We start from the raw sequence: 19,086 nt of genomic DNA, 5'->3' as shown, positions 1-19,086 counted from the left end.
GTAAAATTGCAAAATCTTCACAAATACTTTTATACGTATTCCACACAACCGCCATATTCCCTCTTTTTTCAACATTTTTTTTGCATTTGAAAACCAACTTCAACTTCTCATTTCAATGTTGTAAAATGCAAACAATTTCGCCTAGTAAATACAAGAAAAAATAGAGTATGCAGATAGAGCCTATTTAACCATAAAACTAATTTTAACATTATTTTCAGAGATTGAGTAGTCTCTGCTAGAATTTTTGTGAGTTTCTCYGCACTATGGCGGTTGTTATGGCTTTGGTGTTGCTTTCGGCGTAGGTTTCGGGTTGGTCTTAGGTTCCGTTTTGGAATCTGTTTTGTTATCTGTCTTGGAATCCCCGCTTGTTGCAAATGGTGTGTGGTATTCAGCTTCGAGCATTGTAATGACGCCATTGGAAATGTGGTCCTCTGCTAAACCAGCAATATAACCTGGCAGGTTATCTATTCGATCAGGCAGATAGGAAATGGTTGTATGGATTTCAAATTGTGAGCGTGTATATATCTTAATTTTGTCAGGGTACGATTCCGAAGGATCCGGCTTAATCTCTGAAACGTCTGACAAAGCACTCTGCGGGATTTCCCCTAGTATTTTACAAAGCGCCGCTTTATTCGGATCCGTATCGGTCCACCCCGTTAAGATTGGCATATCGAGCGGGATACCGCTGCCAGCTGGCAGTTCAATGACGTTGCCATCTGCGAGCACAGCTTGCTTTTTACCATTAGGATCGATTTGGAAAGCTACTTTAGGGAATTCTTCGACTTGAATGTGAATGACTCCTGGGAACATCTTCTCCACGGCAGCATTCTTGATCATAGGCATCTCAGAGATCCGCTGTCCAATCGTCTTGGAGCTTACAGCAAAAAAACGATCTCCCACTGCAACTTGACTAGCTTGTCCAATTGAATCGGAGGCTAATAGCACATTTCCCTCAACATCAATCCGACTGATCCGACTAAGTGAGGATTGGAAGAACAAAATGACTAGAACAGTTAGGAAAAAAATGATCAAAAAAGCAAGCAGCTTCCGATTCGTACGCGTACGCGGCTTAGGTACAGGCAGCGTTGGTACTTTGTTATCTTCGGACAAGAGGGGCACCACCTATTTATATTTATTACATTGAATGAAGCCACACATTTAAAATGAATATCGTGAATCCCCTCCTGTTTGCAGGAAGGGATACGCGATAGCCACACAAGCTATTACTCACTGGGAACCGGAGCTTGACGACGCACAGAAGCACCAAGTCTGACTAGCATATGTTCGATCCTATCATAACCTCTATCGATGTGATGAATTTGCTCAACGATCGTTGTGCCATGCGCAGCTAGACCGGCGATTACAAGAGCAGCACCAGCCCGTAAATCAGTTGCTTCAACAGTAGCTCCATACAATCTAGGCACACCACGGATAAAGGCTGAACTCATATCTACGCGAATATCTGCGCCCATTCGGGACAATTCATCCACGTGCTTAAATCTACCTTCAAATATCGTTTCTTTCATCACACTTAATCCATCTGCTAGAGATAAGAGCACCATGACTTGTGATTGTAAATCCGTTGGGAAAGAWGGATGAGGCGACGTCACGATACGTTCAACTGCTTTGGGTCTTGCCTTGCAGCTTACATGTATTATATCACCGTCTGCGCTGATTTGAACACCTGCACGCTTAAGCACATGGATAACCGATGTTAAATGAGCAGGGTTTACTCTTTCCAAAGTAATATTACCTCTGGTAGCCGCTGCAGCAACTAGAAAGGTCCCTGCAACAATACGATCTGGAATAATCCGATATGTGCAAGGAGACAACGTAGTAACGCCACGAATCGTGATCGTATCCGTTCCTCCTCCAATAATATCCGCGCCCATCGCATTCAAGAAATTTTGCAAATCCTGTATCTCTGGCTCGCGAGCAGCATTATAGATCGTTGTCGTACCTTCCGCTCTCACGGCGGCCATCATGATATTCTCGGTCGCCCCGACGCTAGGAAAGTCCAAGAATATCTCATTACCTTGTAAGGTTTCTGCCGTACAGACGATTTTATTGGAAAATTCTTCAATCTCAGCTCCAAGAGCCTGCAAACCTTTGAGGTGCAAATCAATTTTACGTTCGCCGATCGCACAACCACCAGGTTGATATACTGTGACACTGCCGAATCTAGCGAGTAGCGGACCCATGAGAAAGATGGAAGAACGCATCTGACCCATCAATTCTTCGGGGATGTGGGAGGAATGAACTGTGGATGTTGTTATGGTTACTGTATCTCCTTGCTGCTCGGCTCGACAACCAAGTGAACGAAGAATTCGAAGCATGGTGTCGATATCGAGCAGATTAGGAACATTGTGTAAAGTATGCGTACCACTAGCAAGTAAGCATGCAGCTAATATGGGTAATGCGGCGTTTTTAGCGCCGTGTATCTGGATGGCTCCCGTAAGAGGTCTTCCACCTTCGATAACGAGCTTCTCCAAAATTCCACCTCCGATTTACCTCTCACCCATTACCAGAACCTCAGGTACTAGCTTAATACCGTACGATTGCTCTACGATCTGCTGTACTTCGTTGATAAGGGCAAGAACGTCCTCGGCTGTAGCTTCTCCTGTGTTAACAATGAAATTGGCGTGAAGCATAGAGATCTCTGCTCCACCGACACGTTTGCCTTTCAGGCCTGCTTCTTCGATGAGCTTCGCTGCGAAGCCCCCTTCGGGGTTGCGGAATACACTTCCTGCGCAAGCTAATTGCAAAGGTTGGGTACGCAGTCGCCGGTCTCGGTAAGCAGCCATAGCCCCTGCAATTTCGTTGCGGTCTCCAACCTGTAATTCAAAGACAGCCTCTGTTACAATGCCAGGCAATGTGTGCAAAATAGAATGTCGATAAGCATATTGTAAATCTTCTGCCTGCATGACGACCAATTCCCCTGTAGCCAGGATGACTTCAGCCTGCTTGAGTATGCGTGACACATCGGACCCGTGAGCCCCTGCATTCATGTAGACGGCGCCTCCCACAGTACCGGGGATTCCTGAAGCAAACTCCAGTCCGGTCAAACCTTCTCTGGCTGCGAGTACGGACAATTTAATGAACGAATAGGAACCTCCTGCATATACCATCGCGCCTTCAAAACGAAGGGTATCAAGCGCCTGGCCCAGCTTAATCACGACGCCTCGAATCCCTTTGTCTCCGACAAGCAAGTTGGAGCCCCTACCGATAACGGTCCAAGGTACGCCACGCTCATGAAGAAACTTGATAGATGCAGCTACCTGCTCTTTGGAGTGAGGAATAATCAAGCAATCAGCCGGACCGCCGATTTTCCAAGTGGTGTATGGAGCTAGTCGTTCATTCGTTCTTATCTCGCCAATATTTGATGCCTGTAAGTCGGCTATTAACTTCTGCATGGGAAAACCTCCTTCACAGAACGTAGGGCGAAATGTAGAAATGTAAGATTTTAGACATACAAGTTCTAACATTTCAGTCATAAGGAGCTGAGCGAAGACGGCCGTTCTTCGTTCCTTGTTCACTTATGAAGCCTTAGGTGTCTGTCACGGTTATAGTGTAGTTTATGTAAAATCGGTTAGAGTGTGACAATCGCCTATACGCTTTAACAAATTCACAATGAATGGCTATGCGTTTCGATCAATTTCACGATAGCAGCTACGGCATCACTCTCATTACGTGATTGCATCGCTGATTTATACGTCTCGCGGTTCTTATAAAGCGCTTCGACATGATCGCCAAGTCCTTCAGTGGTTAAATCTTCTTCCTGAATCACATCGGCATAACCTGCCTTCTGAAAAGATGCTGCATTCAGAATTTGATCCCCCCGACTGGCTTGACGGGATAGCGGGATTAACAGCATAGGTTTCTCTAAACCTAGAAACTCAAAGATAGACGTTGCGCCTGCACGAGAGATGACGAGGTCCGTCATCGCCAGCACATCAGGAAGATCTTCGTTCAAGTACTCAAATTGTTTGTATCCACGGGTTTGAAGATGCTGGGCAGACACATTCCCTTTGCCACACAGATGCACAATTTGAAATTGTTGGAGTAAGCGACCTAAGTTAGCGCGCACAGCCTGATTCAGCACCTGCGACCCTAAGCTTCCACCCATAACTAATATCACAGGCTTCTGAGAATGGAAATCGCAAAGCTGAAGCGCACGCGCTGCTTTACCACTGTTAATATGTTCACGGATCGGCAAGCCCGTAAGAACAGACTTCCCGCCCTTAATATGCGAAAGGGATTCAGGAAATGTCACACATACCTTCGTTGCAAATGGGATCGAAATTTTATTCGCCAGTCCTGGCGTCATATCGGATTCATGGATAATAACAGGAATATTGTTCATACGGCTCCCAAGAACGACAGGAACGGAAACGAACCCGCCTTTCGAAAAGACTATGGCGGGTTTCAAACGTTTAAGTAACCGATACGATTCATAAACACCTTTCATGACTTTAAATGGGTCTTTTATATTTTTGAGATCAAAATATCGACGCAATTTCCCAGAAGAAATCGGGTAAAAGGAAACCCCTTCCCGATCAATGATCTCTTTTTCAATACCTGTAGCCGAGCCTATGTATTTGACATCCCAACCTTGCTGCTTCAGCTTATGCATCAGCGCTAAATTAGGGGTTACATGGCCTGCGGAGCCTCCTCCGGTAAATACAATTGTCTTCATTCCCCTGTCACCTCGAATAGCGGGATATATTAAGCAGGATGCCGACAGATGTCAGCATGAGTGTCAGTGAAGACCCCCCTGCACTTATGAATGGCAGCGTGATACCCGTTACCGGGAACATCCCAATAACAACGCCGATGTTAATAATGACTTGAACGGCGATCATGCCGATAATTCCTACTGCTATTAAGCTGGCAAATGTATCTGGTGCCGTAATGGCCGCACGCATTCCCCGCCATACTAAGATGGTGAAGAGCAGCAGAACCAATGTGCCTCCAATAAAACCAAGTTCTTCAGCGATGATCGAAAAAATAAAATCGGTTTGCGGCTCTGGTAAGTAACTATACTTTTGCCGGCTCATCCCGAGTCCAAGTCCTACTAATCCGCCTGGTCCAATCGCATATAAGGATTGAATAGATTGATAACCAGCACCAAGTGGATCTTGCCATGGGTCGAGAAAGGCTGTGATCCGCTTAAGACGATAGGGAGCGGCAATAACGAGACCAACAAAACCCGCAACTCCTATCATACCTAGATAGGAAAGATGCAGCAATCTCGCGCCAGCCGTATAAATGATTAGAAGTGACGCACCAACGAGTACAACCCCAGTTCCTAAGTCCGGCTGCAGCATGATCAGACCGAATGCCAACCCCATAATACCTAGAGGCGGCAACAACCCTTTGGTAAGCAGTGTTATCTTGGACTGATTTTCGGATAGCATCTTGGAAAGAAAGAGAATCATCCCTATTTTCATAAATTCAGAAGGTTGAATCCCGAAAGCTCCGATACCTAGCCAACTTCTGGCACCGCCACGAATCACGCCGATACCAGGAATCAAAACAATGACCAACATGCCAAAGCAAACAAACAAGGCCAACTTAGCAAATCGTTTCCACACCAAATAATCAACATTCATCGTGAAGAACATCGCTACAATTCCTAGTACGGCGAAAATCAGTTGTCTTTTTAAATAATAAAAAGAATCACCAAACTCACGAAACGCAAGTACACTACTAGCGCTGTAGACCATAATAACGCCGATTGTCAAAAGCAGCAAGGTCGGAATAATAATCCAAATGTCAGGAGCGGAGCGTGCTTTACCCATTACAGACACCTCTTTGTCAGTTGTGGGCTTCCTCTTACTAACTAGTTTACAGAAGACATCGTTCTGTTCTAATACTAGTCCATTCGAGTGGATAAGCCCTACTTAAAGGTTATGCACGGACTCCTTAAACATGCGTCCCCTGTCCTCATAGGATGGAAACATATCCCAACTTGCACAAGCAGGTGATAGAAGCACGATGTCTCCTTGTTCACACATTTGCCAGGCAAGCTGCACGGCTTGTGAAACCGCGTCCGCTGCATCCTTAGCAGTATCGACGGTTTGTACCTTACTAATCCCTGCCAACTCGGCAATATGCTTGATTTTTTCTTTTGTTTGCCCGATTGTAACAATTCCTTTGATACGCTCACGGAAAGTTGGCAATAGCTCCATGTAATCCGAACCACGATCCAAACCGCCAGCAATTAAAACAACAGATTGATCGAAAGCCTCTATTGAATTCACAGTAGCAGCTGAATTCGTTGCTTTAGAGTTATTGTAAAAAGTTACGCCATCCAGTACTCTCACAAGCTCCAGACGGTGCTCTACGCCATGGAAGTTTCTCAACACATTAGCAATCACAGGCAGAGCTACGCCAGCTGTAATGGCCGCTGCAGCAGCTGCCAAGGCATTTCCAACGTTAAAGCTACCCGGCATGCCCATTTCAGAAGCCGGCATAATGGATTGGACAGAGTTCTGACCGTTTGCATACACAAGACAGTCCGTCTCCGCATCCAAATAGACGCCATAAGCAAGCTTTTCTTTCAATGAGAAATGAAACTGTTTTGCCTTCAAACTTGGCATCAAACGTCGACACACTTCGTCATCCCAATTCAAAATAGCGGTGTCAGCTTCTGTTTGATTTTCAAAAATTTTGGCTTTAGAGGCGATATAATCGTCCATGGAGCCATGATAATCCAGATGTGTCTCATATACATTTAAAAATAAACCAATGTTTGGACGGAACGCTGTTGTGCCTTTTAATTGGAACGAGCTTAATTCAACAACCATCCAATTCTCAGCTGTCACCTCAGGTGTAGCTTCCGTTAAAGCACGGCCAATGTTGCCTGCGACAACCGGCTTCAAGCCCGCTGCATCCAACATCAAGCCGATCAGTGTAGTTGTGGTTGTTTTCCCGTTGGAGCCCGTGATCCCAATAATTGGCGCTTCACAGAATTGATAAGCTACCTCAACCTCTGTCACAACCTCAATACCTAGCTCTTCTGCTTTACGAATCGGGTCTACCGAATACGGAATTCCAGGATTTTTCACAACTAACGCAACCCCCTCATGCACGAGGGACTCCGGATGAAACCCGCAAACAACAGAAATACCCAGAGCCTCCAACTCGTCGGCTTCAGGGCACGCGCTTCGTTCCTTTTTGTCATTGACAGTGACGAGAGCTCCTTTTTGATGAAAAAGCTTAGCTGCAGCGACACCGCTGCGAGCCAAGCCAAGTACGATCACTTCAAGTCCACGATAATCCCGCGGATGCTTCATGTTCTACAACACCTCATTCATATATAATCCGAGCACAGCAAGCACTAGACCTACCACCCAGAAAGTAATTACGACTCGCCATTCGGACCATCCAACTAACTCAAAGTGATGATGAATCGGACTCATTTTGAATACGCGTTTCTTTCTTGTTTTGAAAGATACCACTTGGATCACAACAGATAAGATTTCGATTAAGAAAACTCCACCAATGATAGCTAGAAGAAGTTCTGCTTTCGTTAAAATGGCAACAGCCACAAGTCCACCACCGATTCCTAAAGAGCCGGTGTCACCCATGAATACTTTGGCAGGATGCGCATTGAAGACGAGGAATCCAAGTACAGCACCAACCATTGCTGCTGAGAAGATGGCTGCTTCAGGTTGTGTATTATTCATGGCAATAATGGTGTAAGCCCCAAATGCAATTGCACTTGTCCCCGCTAACAAGCCGTCCAAGCCATCTGTAAAGTTAACGGCATTCGAAGCGCCCAGCATCAAAATGGCCATTAACGGGAAATACAACCAACCCGCATTCATATGATACGAAACGAAAGGAATATAAATATCTGTGCTGTGTCCTTGCATAACAAGTAAATAACAGACAATGGCTGAAATCAATAATTGACCAAACAGTTTTTGCTTTGCTGTAAGTCCCAATGATCGCTTAAAAATAATTTTGATATAGTCATCAAGGAAGCCAACAAGTCCATAACCTAATGAAGCTATTAATAAAATGAGTAAATCTGTATTTTTGTCAGCAAAACGAAGCGTAGCCAAGGAAAGCGCGAGTAAAATAATGACCCCGCCCATCGTTGGTGTACCTTGTTTTTTGAGATGTCCCTGCGGGCCATCTTCACGAATTTGCTGACCAAATTTCATCCGTCTTAAAATAGGTATACATAATGGCCCCATGATTAGCGCAAGCACAAATGCCACACCCATTGTTAATAATACCGCGTTTTCCACGTTGGTTCCCCCTGCTCATTTCCGTCACTCTATTTCAATTAAGGCATTCTATTAGGCTAATAAGCTATGGACAACCTGCTCGAGCCGCATCCCGCGCGAGCCCTTCACGAGCACGAGATCCTCGGCGCGTGCGAGTGCCGCGAGCTCCTCCGCGAGCTGCGCCTTGTCGTCGTAGGCGCGCACCTGCGCCTGCGGGAAGTTCGGAGTCGCTTCATCCGCAATGAAGCGGCCGAGACGCCCGAACGTGAAGACGTAGTCTACACGTTCCGGGGACAACATCGCGCCAATGCCGCGATGGAACTGCTCTTCGTGCTCGCCAAGCTCCAGCATGTCGCCGAGCACGAGGAACTTCCGACCGAAGCCGCTCAGCTGCTCGGTCAGGGCAATCGCCGCCCGCATCGAGGCGGGGCTGGCGTTGTAAGCATCGTTAAGCACGGTCAGCCCAGAGGCTGCCGTGAGCTTCTCGATGCGCATGCTTGTCATCTGCAGCGCGCGAAGCCCCGCTGCAACAGCACTTGGCGTGACGCCGAAGGCCTCGCCGACGGCAATGGCCGCGAGCGTGTTCACGACGTTATGCGTGCCAAGCAAGGGAATGAACAATTCCTCGTACCCCGATGAATTGATGGTGAAGTAAGCGCCATCCGCATCCATCCGGATATCGATTGGGTAGCGATCGTTATCGTGGCCTTGACCGAAACGAATACGTCGCAAGCCCACAGGCAGCACCAGCTCGCCCAGTGCTTGTTCAATTAACGGCTCATCCCCGTTATAAATGATCAAGCTGTCACTCGGCATGCCGGTAACAATTTCCGCTTTCGCACGGGCGATTTCATCTCTGGAACCTAGCTGAAGCATGTGCGACTCACCAATCATGGTGATAATAGCAGCTTCTGGCTCTGCGATTTCAGACAATAAAGCAATTTCGCCGCGTCCGCTCATGCCCATTTCGACGACTGCAAATTGCGTCGTTTCTTCAAGTAGCAGGAGTGTAAGTGGTAAACCAATATGGTTATTCAGGTTTCCCTTTGTTTTATGAACCTCATAGGTGCTTCCTAGGACAGCTGCAACCAAATCTTTGGTTGTCGTTTTCCCATTACTGCCAGTAATGCCGATGATTCGCACCGATAGTTCTTTTCGGTATGCTTTAGCCAGACCCTGAAGGGCTGTGAGTGTATCCTCAACTAGAATGTAAGGGATACCGCTTGGCGCCGCACCATGGTCATCTTGCCAGAGAATGGCCGCAGCCCCCTTCTGATAGGCATCTTCCGCATACTGGTGACCATCAAAATTCTCTCCGATAAGCGGGATAAACAGACTGCCAGCCTGAATGGAACGTGTATCGGTAGAAACTCCTTTAATCAAAATGTCGCCATGAACACCCGACACCTCGCTGTGGAGCATCGTTGCTATTTGACCTAATGTACGCTGAATCACTGTGTTCTCCCMCTTATCGCAGCCTTAGCCACCAAACGATCGTCGAAATCATGCTTGACACCCATGATATCCTGATACGTTTCGTGGCCTTTTCCCGCTATCAATATTACATCTTTAGGGCCTGCCTCTTCAATAGCCTTTTGTATCGCTTTTTTACGATCAGCCAGTAAGATATACTGATTTTCTGGGTAATTAACCTCTTTAAGCCCAGGCTCAATATCTGCAAGAATCGCCTCTGGATGTTCCGTCCGAGGATTATCAGACGTCACAAATACAAAGTCGCTGTAGTGCGCTGCAACTTTCCCCATGATTGGGCGTTTCGTTCTGTCACGATCACCGCCACAGCCGAAAACGGTAATAATCTTACCTTCTGCGAATTCACTTAAGGTAGAAAGAGCATTCTCTAAACCATCTGGCGTATGCGCATAGTCGACTAAGACCAAATAATCCTGTCCCTCGTTGACAACTTCCATTCTGCCTTCTACAACTGCAATACGCTCTATACTAGTACGGATGGCCTCCAAAGGAATCCCTTCCGCTAAAGCAGCAGCGATTGCCCCCAATACATTATACACATTGAATTTCCCTACCAATTGCATGCGAATGGAAGCTTCACCTGCAAAGGAATGCAGTTGAAATTCCGTCCCCTGTGAAGTCATCCGAATATCGGAAGCCCGCACATCGCAATCTTTTTCAATGCCATACGTAATGACTTGTGCAGCTGTCAAGCGATGAAACGTCTGTGAAGCTTCATCATCCGCATTAAGGATGGCATATTGGCGAGCATTCGGATCCTCGGAGAAACCATTACCAAGTCGAGAGAATAGCAATCCTTTTGCTGCCGCATAGCCATCCATCGTTTTGTGATAATCCAAATGATCCTGTGTCAAATTCGTAAATATACCTGAACGGAATTGAATCCCCTTCACTCTTCCCATATCAAGACCATGAGAAGAGACCTCCATGATGCAATAATCGGTCCCTGCATCCGCCATTTTTCTTAGAATACGTTGTAGTTCCAAAGCTTCCTGTGTATTCGTGGCTTTATTTTCTATGTATTCCTCACCAATTTTGATATGGATATTACCCATTAACCCTGTCACATAACCTTGATCCGCGATGATTTTCTCCAATATATACGTAGAGGTTGTTTTACCGTTCGTCCCCGTAATACCGATAATCTTGAGCTCTTTGCTTGGATATCCGAAGAAATGGGAGGAAAGAGCCGCCATCGCATATCTAGCATCTTTCACCACGAGTTGAGGGACAGGTACATCCAGAACTCTTTCCGTGACAAGAGCAGAAGCCCCGAGCGCAATCGCTTTGGGGGCATAGTCGTGGCCATCAGCTGTTAATCCAGGGATGCAAAAAAACAAATCTCCCTGTTTTATTTTACGAGAGTCTGCCTCAATTCCCGTGATCTCCGTGTCTTTATCGCCATGTATGTGGGTAATGAGCAGAGCGGAAGCAAGCTCCTGCAGTTTCATAAGCAACCCTCTCTTCCTAGATTTATCTATCTATTATGGACAATTTTATGCAAGTAGAAAAGCTAAACATGTCTTCTTTGTAAATCTTTTTTTTAAAACCGTAAGGTTTTCTCTATTTCTCTGGATCCACATTTGATAAGAATATACGAATTGTAGAACCCTGATCCACACGTGAGCCTGCTTTAGGTGCTTGAGAGATGACATACTTYCCATTCCCTGATTTGGCCAGCTTAAAATTCATGTTCAGGTCTTCTAATATATCATCAACTGACGCTCCAACCAAGTCCGGCACTTCAACAATTGGAATTTCACCATAGCGATATTCTTTATCAAGTTGATTTTTGTCCGGTTCAACCTTCATGTAACGCAGTGCATCTGCCATGATATCTCTGACGAGCGGAGCTGCAATCAGACCACCGAATTGGATCCCTTTCGGGTCATCCACAGCCGCATAGACTACAATCTTCGGATTGTCCGCTGGCGCAAAGCCAATGAATGACACGATATGCTCATCAGGTGAATAACGTCCATTAATAACTTTCTGGGCTGTTCCTGTTTTTCCGCCAACTCGATAGCCGTCAATAAACGCATTGCGCCCTGTCCCTTTCGCGACAACGCTCTCCAGCGCTTCACGAACTTGTCTGGACGTATCCTCCGAGATCACATTCCGGACTAACTCTGGCTCAACAACATCGACAACTTCACCCGTATCTGGATTGGAAAAGGATTTGGCAACATAAGGCTTAAATAGCTTGCCGCCATTGATCGCCGCTGAGACCGCAGTAATTTGCTGGATCGGTGTCACAGAAACCCCTTGACCGAAAGCGGTTGTTGCTAACTCCACTGGACCTACTTGCGATGGTTTGAACATAATCCCATTCTCTTCACCGCCAAGATCAATACCTGTCTTTTTACCAAAACCAAATCTGGAAATATAGTCGAATAATTTCTCTTTGCMTAATCGCTGCCCCATCACGACGAATCCCGGGTTACATGAATTTTGAACAACTTGCAACATTGTTTCACTGCCATGTCCACCACGTTTCCAACACCGTAACCGAGCACCCCCAACTTCAATGGAACCTGGATCGTAGAATTGTTCATTCTTTAAATCTATTTTCTTTTCTTCTAGCGCTGCGGCAAGTGTAATAATCTTGAAGGTAGAACCCGGCTCATACGTTTTCCAAATTGGTAAATTCCGATTATACGTTTCAGCCGGCGACTCCATATATTTGCCTGGATCATACGTCGGACGGCTGCCCATAGCCAGGATCTCGCCGGTATTCGGATCCATCATGATGGCAATGACATTCTGCGCTTGATATTGCACCATCGCTTGGTCTAACGAACGTTCCATCACTGATTGCAGATGGCTGTCGATGGTCAACTTCACGTTTAGCCCATCTTTCGGCGGTGTGTAGGTATCTGTTGTACCTGCTAATTTCCGGCCTGCTGCATCTGTCATATAGGCAATATTGCCTGCGATGCCTGTCAGTTGTGAATTATATTTCGACTCAATCCCCGTTAACCCTTTATCTATCCCTGCGAAGCCAAGGATATGCGCTGCAAGCGAACCATACGGATAGTAGCGCTTATTATCTTCCGCTACGATGATGCCAGGCAGTTGCAAATTACGCACTTCCTGCGCCTTTTCTATCGTAATTTTACGGCCCGAAGGCTTTATATAGTTTTGCATTTCTTTCTTCGTAATTTGTTTGTATATGTCATCTTCATTGCCATCCAACACTTCTGCCAGCTTAGCGGCTGTAGCGTGAGCATCTTTAATTTGTATAGGAATCGCCACAAGTGTAGGGGTACTCATACTATACGTAAGCGTCAAGCCATTACGGTCTTGAATTTCGCCTCGTTTGGGTGCAAAACCAATCTCTCTTCGCCAACTGTTCTCTGCCAACTTCGCGAGGTCTTGTCCGATCCAAAGTTGAACATAGGCAAGACGGATAATAAGTGCTGTAAAGATGACAGTTCCAATGATTAACGCCGTAAACAATCTGCGACGAACGGTAACGTTAGAAGCCCGCATGAACGTTCAGTCTCCCTTCCCACTATTGTCATGTTCATTCCTAACATGACTATTCGGGACAAACAAGGGTTAGAACAAGCTGTTCACTAACGTTGTTTATTTGCTGTCGTTGTCGTTCGTTGTGTCTCCGTTTTGGCGTTAGGCGTTGATGAGGGCATCGGTGAACCTGTAGGCGCCGCAACAGGGGTTGATCCGCTTGCCGTATCTGTTTTATCACTTAACGGTTTAAGTTGCAGCGTTACGCCACGTCCTTCTCCTGCTGCGGATTGTTCAGATACATACCCTTCCCCTGAGGTTTGACAATCAATTTTGAAGAAAGAACATGTCTCAACAGCGTCTCTCAGAGATCTGCCAACTAGATTAGGAAGCGGCATTTCCTCGACAGGCTGCATGGCAACGTAAATATGCTGCGTTGATAGAATTTGAGTGCCAGCTTTCGGGAACTGATCAACCACTTTCTCACCTTTACCGAACACTTCAAGCGATAGGCCAATATCTTTGGCCGTATCTTTAGCGCTTGTCGATGTAATATCTAACAAATTCGGTACATTAAGACGATTCGCTTCTTTAGTGATCGTTTTCGGCTTTTTACTTGAGGCAACACCCATGTACTGCAAAGACTCACCCACTATTTCTTTGAACGCAGGCGCTAGGACTTGACCGCCTAAATGATAATTCCCACCTAAATCAGGCTGATCTGCGATAAGTGTAATTAAAATCCGTGGATCTTCTACTGGCGCATAGCCAATAAACGAGATTACCCAAGTATCGGATGAGTACGTTTTTTCACCAGGAAGTACGATATTCGCTGTCCCCGTCTTGGCTGCTATCCGATAATCCTCCATATAGGCAAGCTTACCAGTCCCTACTTCTTGGTCGGATACGACTTGCTCTAAATAACCACTCACTTGCGTTGCCGTTTGCGGACTCACAACTTGTCTGATTACTTGGGGTTCATACGCTGTGATTACTTTGCCAGTTTTAGGATCAAGAATGTCCTTCACAATGTGGGGCCACATCAATTTACCACCATTCGCAATGGCTGCATAAGCTGCGGTTTGTTGGATGGCTGTCACAACGACTTTTCCTTGTCCGTAGGTCGCTGTAGCGTACTCAGACGGATATTTCATGTCAATTAGACCTGAGACTTCCCCAGGCATATCGATGTTCGTTTTTTGATCGAAACCAAACTTATTAATATAATCACGCAGCTTATTCTGAGTTAATTTCTCAATTCCTAGCTTTACAAAAGCAACGTTACTAGACCTCTTCAGACCCTCTAAGAAGGTGATTTTCCCCCATCCGACGAGATTATGGTCATGGAGAATACGGTCTGAGACTTTTATCGAACCCGATTGATAGGTTTCTGTCGGATTAAACAATCCCTCTTCCACCGCTCCTGCTAGGGTAACTAACTTAAAGGTAGATCCAGGTTCATATCGGGAAGAAACGGCGCCATTTCTAAAATCTTTCTGCGGATCATAATTCCAGTACGTATTCGGATTAAAGTTCGGCGTATTTGCCATCCCTAGAATTTCCATCGTTTTCGGATCAACCGCGATAGCTGTCAGGCTTTTCGGATGCCATTTGTCATTGACTTTTGCTAAAGCGCTCTCTAAATAAAACTGTATGTTTTTGTCGATCGTGAGTCTAACATTGTTTCCATCTTCCGCAGGTTTAAAGTTAACTTTGGCATCGGGAAGTTCTACACCTTTACCATCTTTTTCATAACTTAGCATCCCCGGAATACCCTTAAGTGTATCGTTCAATTTCAACTCTAGGCCAAGCGATGCTTCACCTTCTTTGTTCGTATACCCTAGAATATGAGATGCCAACGTTTCACCCGGATAGTATCGCTTCTCATCTTCAAGAATTGAAATTCCTACGCTCGCTCTGGTGCCCAGCTTGAGCTTCGTTTGTAGATTGGCAATGAGCACGCGAACTTGATCCGCTTTCTCTTTCTCAATCTTCCAGCCTTCGTTGCGCACTTCTACATTGGCAGCGAAGTCTGTACCATCGAGATTCTTTTTCGTTGCTCTTTCGCGAATCTTATTTACTAGCTCGGCACGCTTCGCCTCAGATTCCTTCAAAATATCCGCTAATMCCTGAGTCACATCCTCAGCAATGTGCAAAGCATCAATCACTTTCGGATTTAGCGCAATCGTATAAGCTGTTGCTTCTACGGCGAGCACCTTATCATTACGATCCAAAATCGAACCGCGTACAGGAGCCAGCACTTTATCCGTTTCCCATCTTTTCTCAGCCTTCTCTAGCAACCAGGATGCTTCTACCACTTGAATCCAATAGACTTTAACCATGAGGACAACRAAAAGAAGGGTGAAAAACCCTCCAAGTAGCAAAGAACGTAACTTAATTTTTTTTGTCATATGAGTACCTGCCTGTTACGGTTTAGAAGCAGCTTTCGTACTTTTGCCACTCGTTGCAGTTGATGTTGTACCAGATTTCGCTTTCGTAGATTGAGCTACGACTTCACCTTGCTTCACATCTTGTAAATTAAACCCGAGACGTACTGCTTCCTCTTTTAAACGATCCGGACTTTGCAACTTCTCAACTTCTTGCTTGAGCGCGCTGTTCTGTGCTTGAATTTCACGGATTTCACCTTGCATTTTCAAAATATTCGCATTCATCTGATAGATCGCAGCAAACCGCCAAATGATCACGCCAGCAACGATAACACATAGTACAACTGTGAATAAATAGAGCATTTTCTCTTGCGCTGGCAATGAGGAATTGCGATAAACAACCTTGGTTGTTTCTTTTATCTTAACACGCTGCTGTGGATTCGGTTTGCGTTTCGGATCAAGTGCCAAATTGCCTTGAATATATGACATCGCTTATTCCTCCCTTGGTCAAAGCTTTTCTGCTATTCTTAATTTTGCCGATCTGGCTCTTTGATTGACTTCTAATTCATGTTCACTTGGTAGAATTGGTTTACGTGTAACGAGCTTCAAATCTCCAGCCTTCTCACAAACACACATTGGAAAAGCTGGCGGGCACGTACATTTCTCCACATTTTTCACAAAAAACTGTTTACAGATGCGATCCTCCAAGGAGTGGAACGTAATGACTGCAATGCGTCCTTGAGGTGCCAAGCAGTTCAGTGATTGCTGAAGCGCTTCTTCAAACGCGCCTAACTCGTCATTCACAGCAATTCTTAATGCTTGGAAGCTGCGTTTGGCCGGGTGTCCCCCTGTCCGTCTTGCGGCAGCTGGGATCCCCTCTTTGATCAATTCCACGAGTTCACCCGTCGTTTCAATCGTTTTCTTCTCTCTTGCTTCCACAATGACACCAGCAATCCGTCTTGAGAACTTTTCTTCCCCATATTCGAATAAAACTTTAGCAATTTTGTCAGCTGGCCACTCATTAACGATTGTTTTAGCTGTGAGCAGCGTATCCCGATCCATTCTCATATCAAGCTCCGCATCATGGTTGTAGCTGAATCCGCGATCACCATCATCCAACTGTGGAGAAGATACACCTAGATCGAACAAAATGCCGTCAACCTGGGGTCTGCCATCTTTCATAGCTTTGGGTACACCGCGTAGTACGTGCTCGATTTCTCTGAAGTTGCTTTTGATAATAGCTACGCGATCTAGATAGGGTGCAAGCACCGTTTGGGCATTGGCTAAGGCAACATCATCTTGATCAAGGGCAATGAGTAACCCTTCTGGTCCTAGTTTGGAAGCGATAAGCGAGCTATGTCCCGCGCCTCCCATTGTACAATCCACGTAAACGCCATCTGGTTTTATATGTAAACCTTCTACAGATTCTTCTTTAAGTACAGTCACATGATGAAACACTCGTTGTCCTCCTAAAAGTTTTGCCTTGGCAAAACTGACTTCGTAAGCATATTCTTAAACACTAAATTTCTATAAATCAAAATTAAAATCGACCAGCTTCTCTGCTATTTCATTGAATGACTGTTCAGACTCATTGGCATAGCTTTCCCAAACTTGCTTACTCCAAATCTCCACACGATTAGAAACACCGATAACGACACAATCTTTCTCTAACTTGGCATGGTCGACGAGATTGCTTGGAATGTTAGCTCTCCCTTGCTTATCAAGCTCACACTCTGTTGCACCAGAGAAGAAAAACCGGGTAAATGCACGTGCATCTGACTTCATTAATGGCAATGCTTTCAGCTTCTGTTCGAGAATTAACCATTCGGATTGCGGATATACAAATAAGCACTGATCCAGACCACGGGTGATGACAAAAGCTTCGCCAAGGGCTTCACGAAATTTAGCCGGAATGATCATTCGGCCTTTCTCATCAATGCTATGTTGATATTCACCCATAAACATAGCATCAAGCCCCCCCTTTCCCTCCACTTTGTACCACTTTTCACCACATTTGAATCAATATTCGCTAAAAATAAAAGAAATCCTGCTTAGTTAGCAGGATTAATTAATTTTTTTTCGTTTTATAGGTCTATTCTGTGCCTTTTGTTCCTTGTTCCGTATCATGGGGTGTATTTTCAGATACTTGTTGCTCCTTCAGTTGCAACCGCAATGCCTTCAACTGTGCGTTCCTCTTGCGCCTGTATACCCAGATTGGGAGTGCAATAAGAAGTAATATCACCATAACGGGTACCGCGGCAGCGAGGAAAACGAGGACACCTTGCATCACAGCGACCAAAACATTCAGGCTAGAGCCCCATGCTTTTTCCACACGTTCCGATAAAGTTAGTTCATTCGGGTCAGACAGCAACGGTTTTTTACCAGTTTGTTGATACATGCGCAGCTCGATGGTGGAGTACGAAACATTTTGATCCAAGTAACGCATCCTGCCTTTGATTTGCTCAATTACCTCTTGTACCTTAGCAAGCTCATTAGAAAAAGCTAGTAAATCATCCGTTTTCGATGCTTTCTCCATAAAACTTAGTAATCTGGTCTCAACAAGCTGTTTCGCCGTTAGACGAGAGCTTAGATCCACGTACTCTTCCGTCACGTCCTGACCTTGTACATTCCGTTGGAGCGCGGGGCTTATCTTTTCTAGGCCGTCCAGCATAGATACAAAACCATTCGCTGCGACTTTAATCGTATACGTCCCACCCCTTTCACCCGTATTCGCACTCTCGGAAAACTGCAAGATGTAAGCGCCACTTAAGGCAACGAGATCCCTTAGCTGGGTTTGAGCTTTACTATAGTCTTCAACTGGCATCACGAGATTAGCCCGATAAATAAGTTTGCGGTTAAAACCTGCCTCTTGGTCGTTCCCGCTAGGAGGCATCACAACATTTGGCGCAGCTGTCTTACCATCCACCGCGGGAGCTTTGGCCGTTGCTTCCTTCGCCTCAGCCGCGGGAGCCGCGTTGCTTTGATTCACTTGTTTCGCGTCGGCAAACTTATCCGATGTCGCATCTGACTTTTGCACGCTATTCATTTCACCTTTGGAAGCGGCCATGGACGCGTCTTGTTGGCTCTTGGAGGAGGAACTACATCCTGCCAGTACCGCCAATACCAGCATACACATGACGATTAATAGCGTTAAGCTTACTCTTGTCTTTATGTTCATTTCAACATGACCCCCAATTTCCATTTATAGGTTATACACCCTTCAAACGGAATGCTATACACGAAAGTTGCATGGAAACAACGCAGACGGTGAAAAAGTGCTAAAGATTTTTGCGATTGGTGGAATGGTTGTGTGATCGGAGTGAGGTTTGAGCGGTCATTGGCTGCGGATTGCTGGGTATTTGAGAGTATTTGTGGGGCTTGCGGGGCTTGCGGGGCTTGCGGGGCTTGCGGGGCTTGCGGGGCTACAACCGCTAGTAATAACCTGGATTGGTATGATCTGTCAGATTAGCAGGGTTGGCGGGGCATGAATTGCACTTTGC

The 19,086-nt window shown here is 45.7% G+C and carries 16 protein-coding genes; 1 reads left to right on the top strand and 15 read right to left on the bottom strand.

Translation table 11 applies throughout. From position 1 onward, the window contains the following. Positions 1-273 precede the first annotated feature (273 nt). The 15 genes from AB4114_RS13975 to AB4114_RS13905 all read right to left on the bottom strand — a co-directional run bounded on the left by AB4114_RS13975 (position 274) and on the right by AB4114_RS13905 (position 18,764). Positions 274-1,110: a cell division protein FtsQ/DivIB gene (locus tag AB4114_RS13975; RefSeq protein WP_441989004.1), complete on the bottom strand. Its 837-nt coding sequence runs from the start codon at positions 1,108-1,110 to the stop codon at positions 274-276. A 113-nt stretch (positions 1,111-1,223) separates the two neighbouring features. Next, positions 1,224-2,492: a UDP-N-acetylglucosamine 1-carboxyvinyltransferase gene (gene murA / locus AB4114_RS13970; RefSeq protein WP_441989003.1), complete on the bottom strand. Its 1,269-nt coding sequence runs from the start codon at positions 2,490-2,492 to the stop codon at positions 1,224-1,226. Positions 2,493-2,507: 15 nt separating this feature from the next. Further along, positions 2,508-3,413, bottom strand: a complete 906-nt coding sequence (murB, locus tag AB4114_RS13965) for a UDP-N-acetylmuramate dehydrogenase (RefSeq protein WP_441989002.1) — start codon at positions 3,411-3,413, stop codon at positions 2,508-2,510. A gap of 212 nt (positions 3,414-3,625) precedes the next feature. Further along, positions 3,626-4,696 carry an undecaprenyldiphospho-muramoylpentapeptide beta-N-acetylglucosaminyltransferase gene (locus AB4114_RS13960; protein WP_441989001.1) on the bottom strand — a complete coding sequence of 357 codons (1,071 nt, stop codon included), beginning with the start codon at positions 4,694-4,696 and terminating at the stop codon, positions 3,626-3,628. A gap of 7 nt (positions 4,697-4,703) precedes the next feature. Further along, a complete protein-coding gene (gene spoVE / locus AB4114_RS13955) occupies positions 4,704-5,801 on the bottom strand; it encodes a stage V sporulation protein E (protein WP_441989000.1) in 1,098 nt (365 codons plus the stop codon). A gap of 102 nt (positions 5,802-5,903) precedes the next feature. Next, positions 5,904-7,298, bottom strand: coding sequence for a UDP-N-acetylmuramoyl-L-alanine--D-glutamate ligase (gene murD, locus AB4114_RS13950; RefSeq protein WP_441988999.1), 1,395 nt, complete (start codon positions 7,296-7,298; stop codon positions 5,904-5,906). 3 nt (positions 7,299-7,301) lie between these two features. After that, on the bottom strand, positions 7,302-8,237 hold the full coding sequence (gene mraY / locus AB4114_RS13945) for a phospho-N-acetylmuramoyl-pentapeptide-transferase (RefSeq protein WP_216626309.1): 936 nt from the start codon (positions 8,235-8,237) through the stop codon (positions 7,302-7,304). 75 nt (positions 8,238-8,312) lie between these two features. Then, positions 8,313-9,695 (bottom strand): UDP-N-acetylmuramoyl-tripeptide--D-alanyl-D-alanine ligase, encoded by a 1,383-nt coding sequence (locus AB4114_RS13940; protein WP_441988998.1) that lies wholly within the window; start codon positions 9,693-9,695, stop codon positions 8,313-8,315. Next, the gene (locus AB4114_RS13935; protein WP_441988997.1) at positions 9,692-11,182 is read right to left on the bottom strand and encodes a UDP-N-acetylmuramoyl-L-alanyl-D-glutamate--2,6-diaminopimelate ligase; all 1,491 of its coding nucleotides are present in this window, start codon (positions 11,180-11,182) and stop codon (positions 9,692-9,694) included. Before AB4114_RS13935 ends, AB4114_RS13940 begins: the two co-directional genes overlap by 4 nt. A gap of 112 nt (positions 11,183-11,294) precedes the next feature. Continuing rightward, positions 11,295-13,223, bottom strand: coding sequence for a stage V sporulation protein D (locus AB4114_RS13930; RefSeq protein WP_441988996.1), 1,929 nt, complete (start codon positions 13,221-13,223; stop codon positions 11,295-11,297). 86 nt (positions 13,224-13,309) lie between these two features. Next, a complete protein-coding gene (locus tag AB4114_RS13925; RefSeq protein WP_441988995.1) occupies positions 13,310-15,610 on the bottom strand; it encodes a penicillin-binding transpeptidase domain-containing protein in 2,301 nt (766 codons plus the stop codon). A 15-nt stretch (positions 15,611-15,625) separates the two neighbouring features. Further along, positions 15,626-16,075 (bottom strand): cell division protein FtsL, encoded by a 450-nt coding sequence (ftsL2, locus tag AB4114_RS13920; protein ID WP_441988994.1) that lies wholly within the window; start codon positions 16,073-16,075, stop codon positions 15,626-15,628. An 18-nt stretch (positions 16,076-16,093) separates the two neighbouring features. Beyond that, positions 16,094-17,044 carry a 16S rRNA (cytosine(1402)-N(4))-methyltransferase RsmH gene (gene rsmH, locus AB4114_RS13915; RefSeq protein ID WP_056612670.1) on the bottom strand — a complete coding sequence of 317 codons (951 nt, stop codon included), beginning with the start codon at positions 17,042-17,044 and terminating at the stop codon, positions 16,094-16,096. 69 nt (positions 17,045-17,113) lie between these two features. Next, positions 17,114-17,551 carry a division/cell wall cluster transcriptional repressor MraZ gene (gene mraZ, locus AB4114_RS13910; protein WP_056612672.1) on the bottom strand — a complete coding sequence of 146 codons (438 nt, stop codon included), beginning with the start codon at positions 17,549-17,551 and terminating at the stop codon, positions 17,114-17,116. 127 nt (positions 17,552-17,678) lie between these two features. Continuing rightward, entirely contained in the window at positions 17,679-18,764 is a 1,086-nt protein-coding gene (locus AB4114_RS13905) for a DUF4349 domain-containing protein (RefSeq protein ID WP_441988993.1), read from the bottom strand. A 148-nt stretch (positions 18,765-18,912) separates the two neighbouring features. Here AB4114_RS13905 and AB4114_RS13900 point away from each other — a divergent pair, with 148 nt between their 5' ends. After that, positions 18,913-19,074 (top strand): hypothetical protein, encoded by a 162-nt coding sequence (locus tag AB4114_RS13900; RefSeq protein ID WP_441988992.1) that lies wholly within the window; start codon positions 18,913-18,915, stop codon positions 19,072-19,074. Positions 19,075-19,086 lie beyond the last annotated feature (12 nt).

The organism is Paenibacillus sp. 2RAB27, assembly GCF_052115445.1.
Classification (GTDB): Bacteria; Bacillota; Bacilli; order Paenibacillales; family NBRC-103111; genus Paenibacillus_E.
The sequence above is the reverse complement of the archived record's forward strand: the minus strand, read 5'-3'. Positions and strand labels throughout refer to the sequence as shown.

Excerpts from the sequence above, each read along its gene's own strand:
- murB (WP_441989002.1), bottom strand. The coding sequence starts at position 3,413 with ATGCAGAAGTTAATAGCCGACTTACAGGCATCAAATATTGGCGAGATA.
- AB4114_RS13960 (WP_441989001.1), bottom strand. The coding sequence starts at position 4,696 with ATGAAGACAATTGTATTTACCGGAGGAGGCTCCGCAGGCCATGTAACC.
- spoVE (WP_441989000.1), bottom strand. The coding sequence starts at position 5,801 with ATGGGTAAAGCACGCTCCGCTCCTGACATTTGGATTATTATTCCGACC.
- murD (WP_441988999.1), bottom strand. The coding sequence starts at position 7,298 with ATGAAGCATCCGCGGGATTATCGTGGACTTGAAGTGATCGTACTTGGC.
- mraY (WP_216626309.1), bottom strand. The coding sequence starts at position 8,237 with ATGGGTGTGGCATTTGTGCTTGCGCTAATCATGGGGCCATTATGTATA.
- ftsL2 (WP_441988994.1), bottom strand. The coding sequence starts at position 16,075 with ATGTCATATATTCAAGGCAATTTGGCACTTGATCCGAAACGCAAACCG.
- mraZ (WP_056612672.1), bottom strand. The coding sequence starts at position 17,551 with ATGTTTATGGGTGAATATCAACATAGCATTGATGAGAAAGGCCGAATG.
- AB4114_RS13905 (WP_441988993.1), bottom strand. The coding sequence starts at position 18,764 with ATGAACATAAAGACAAGAGTAAGCTTAACGCTATTAATCGTCATGTGT.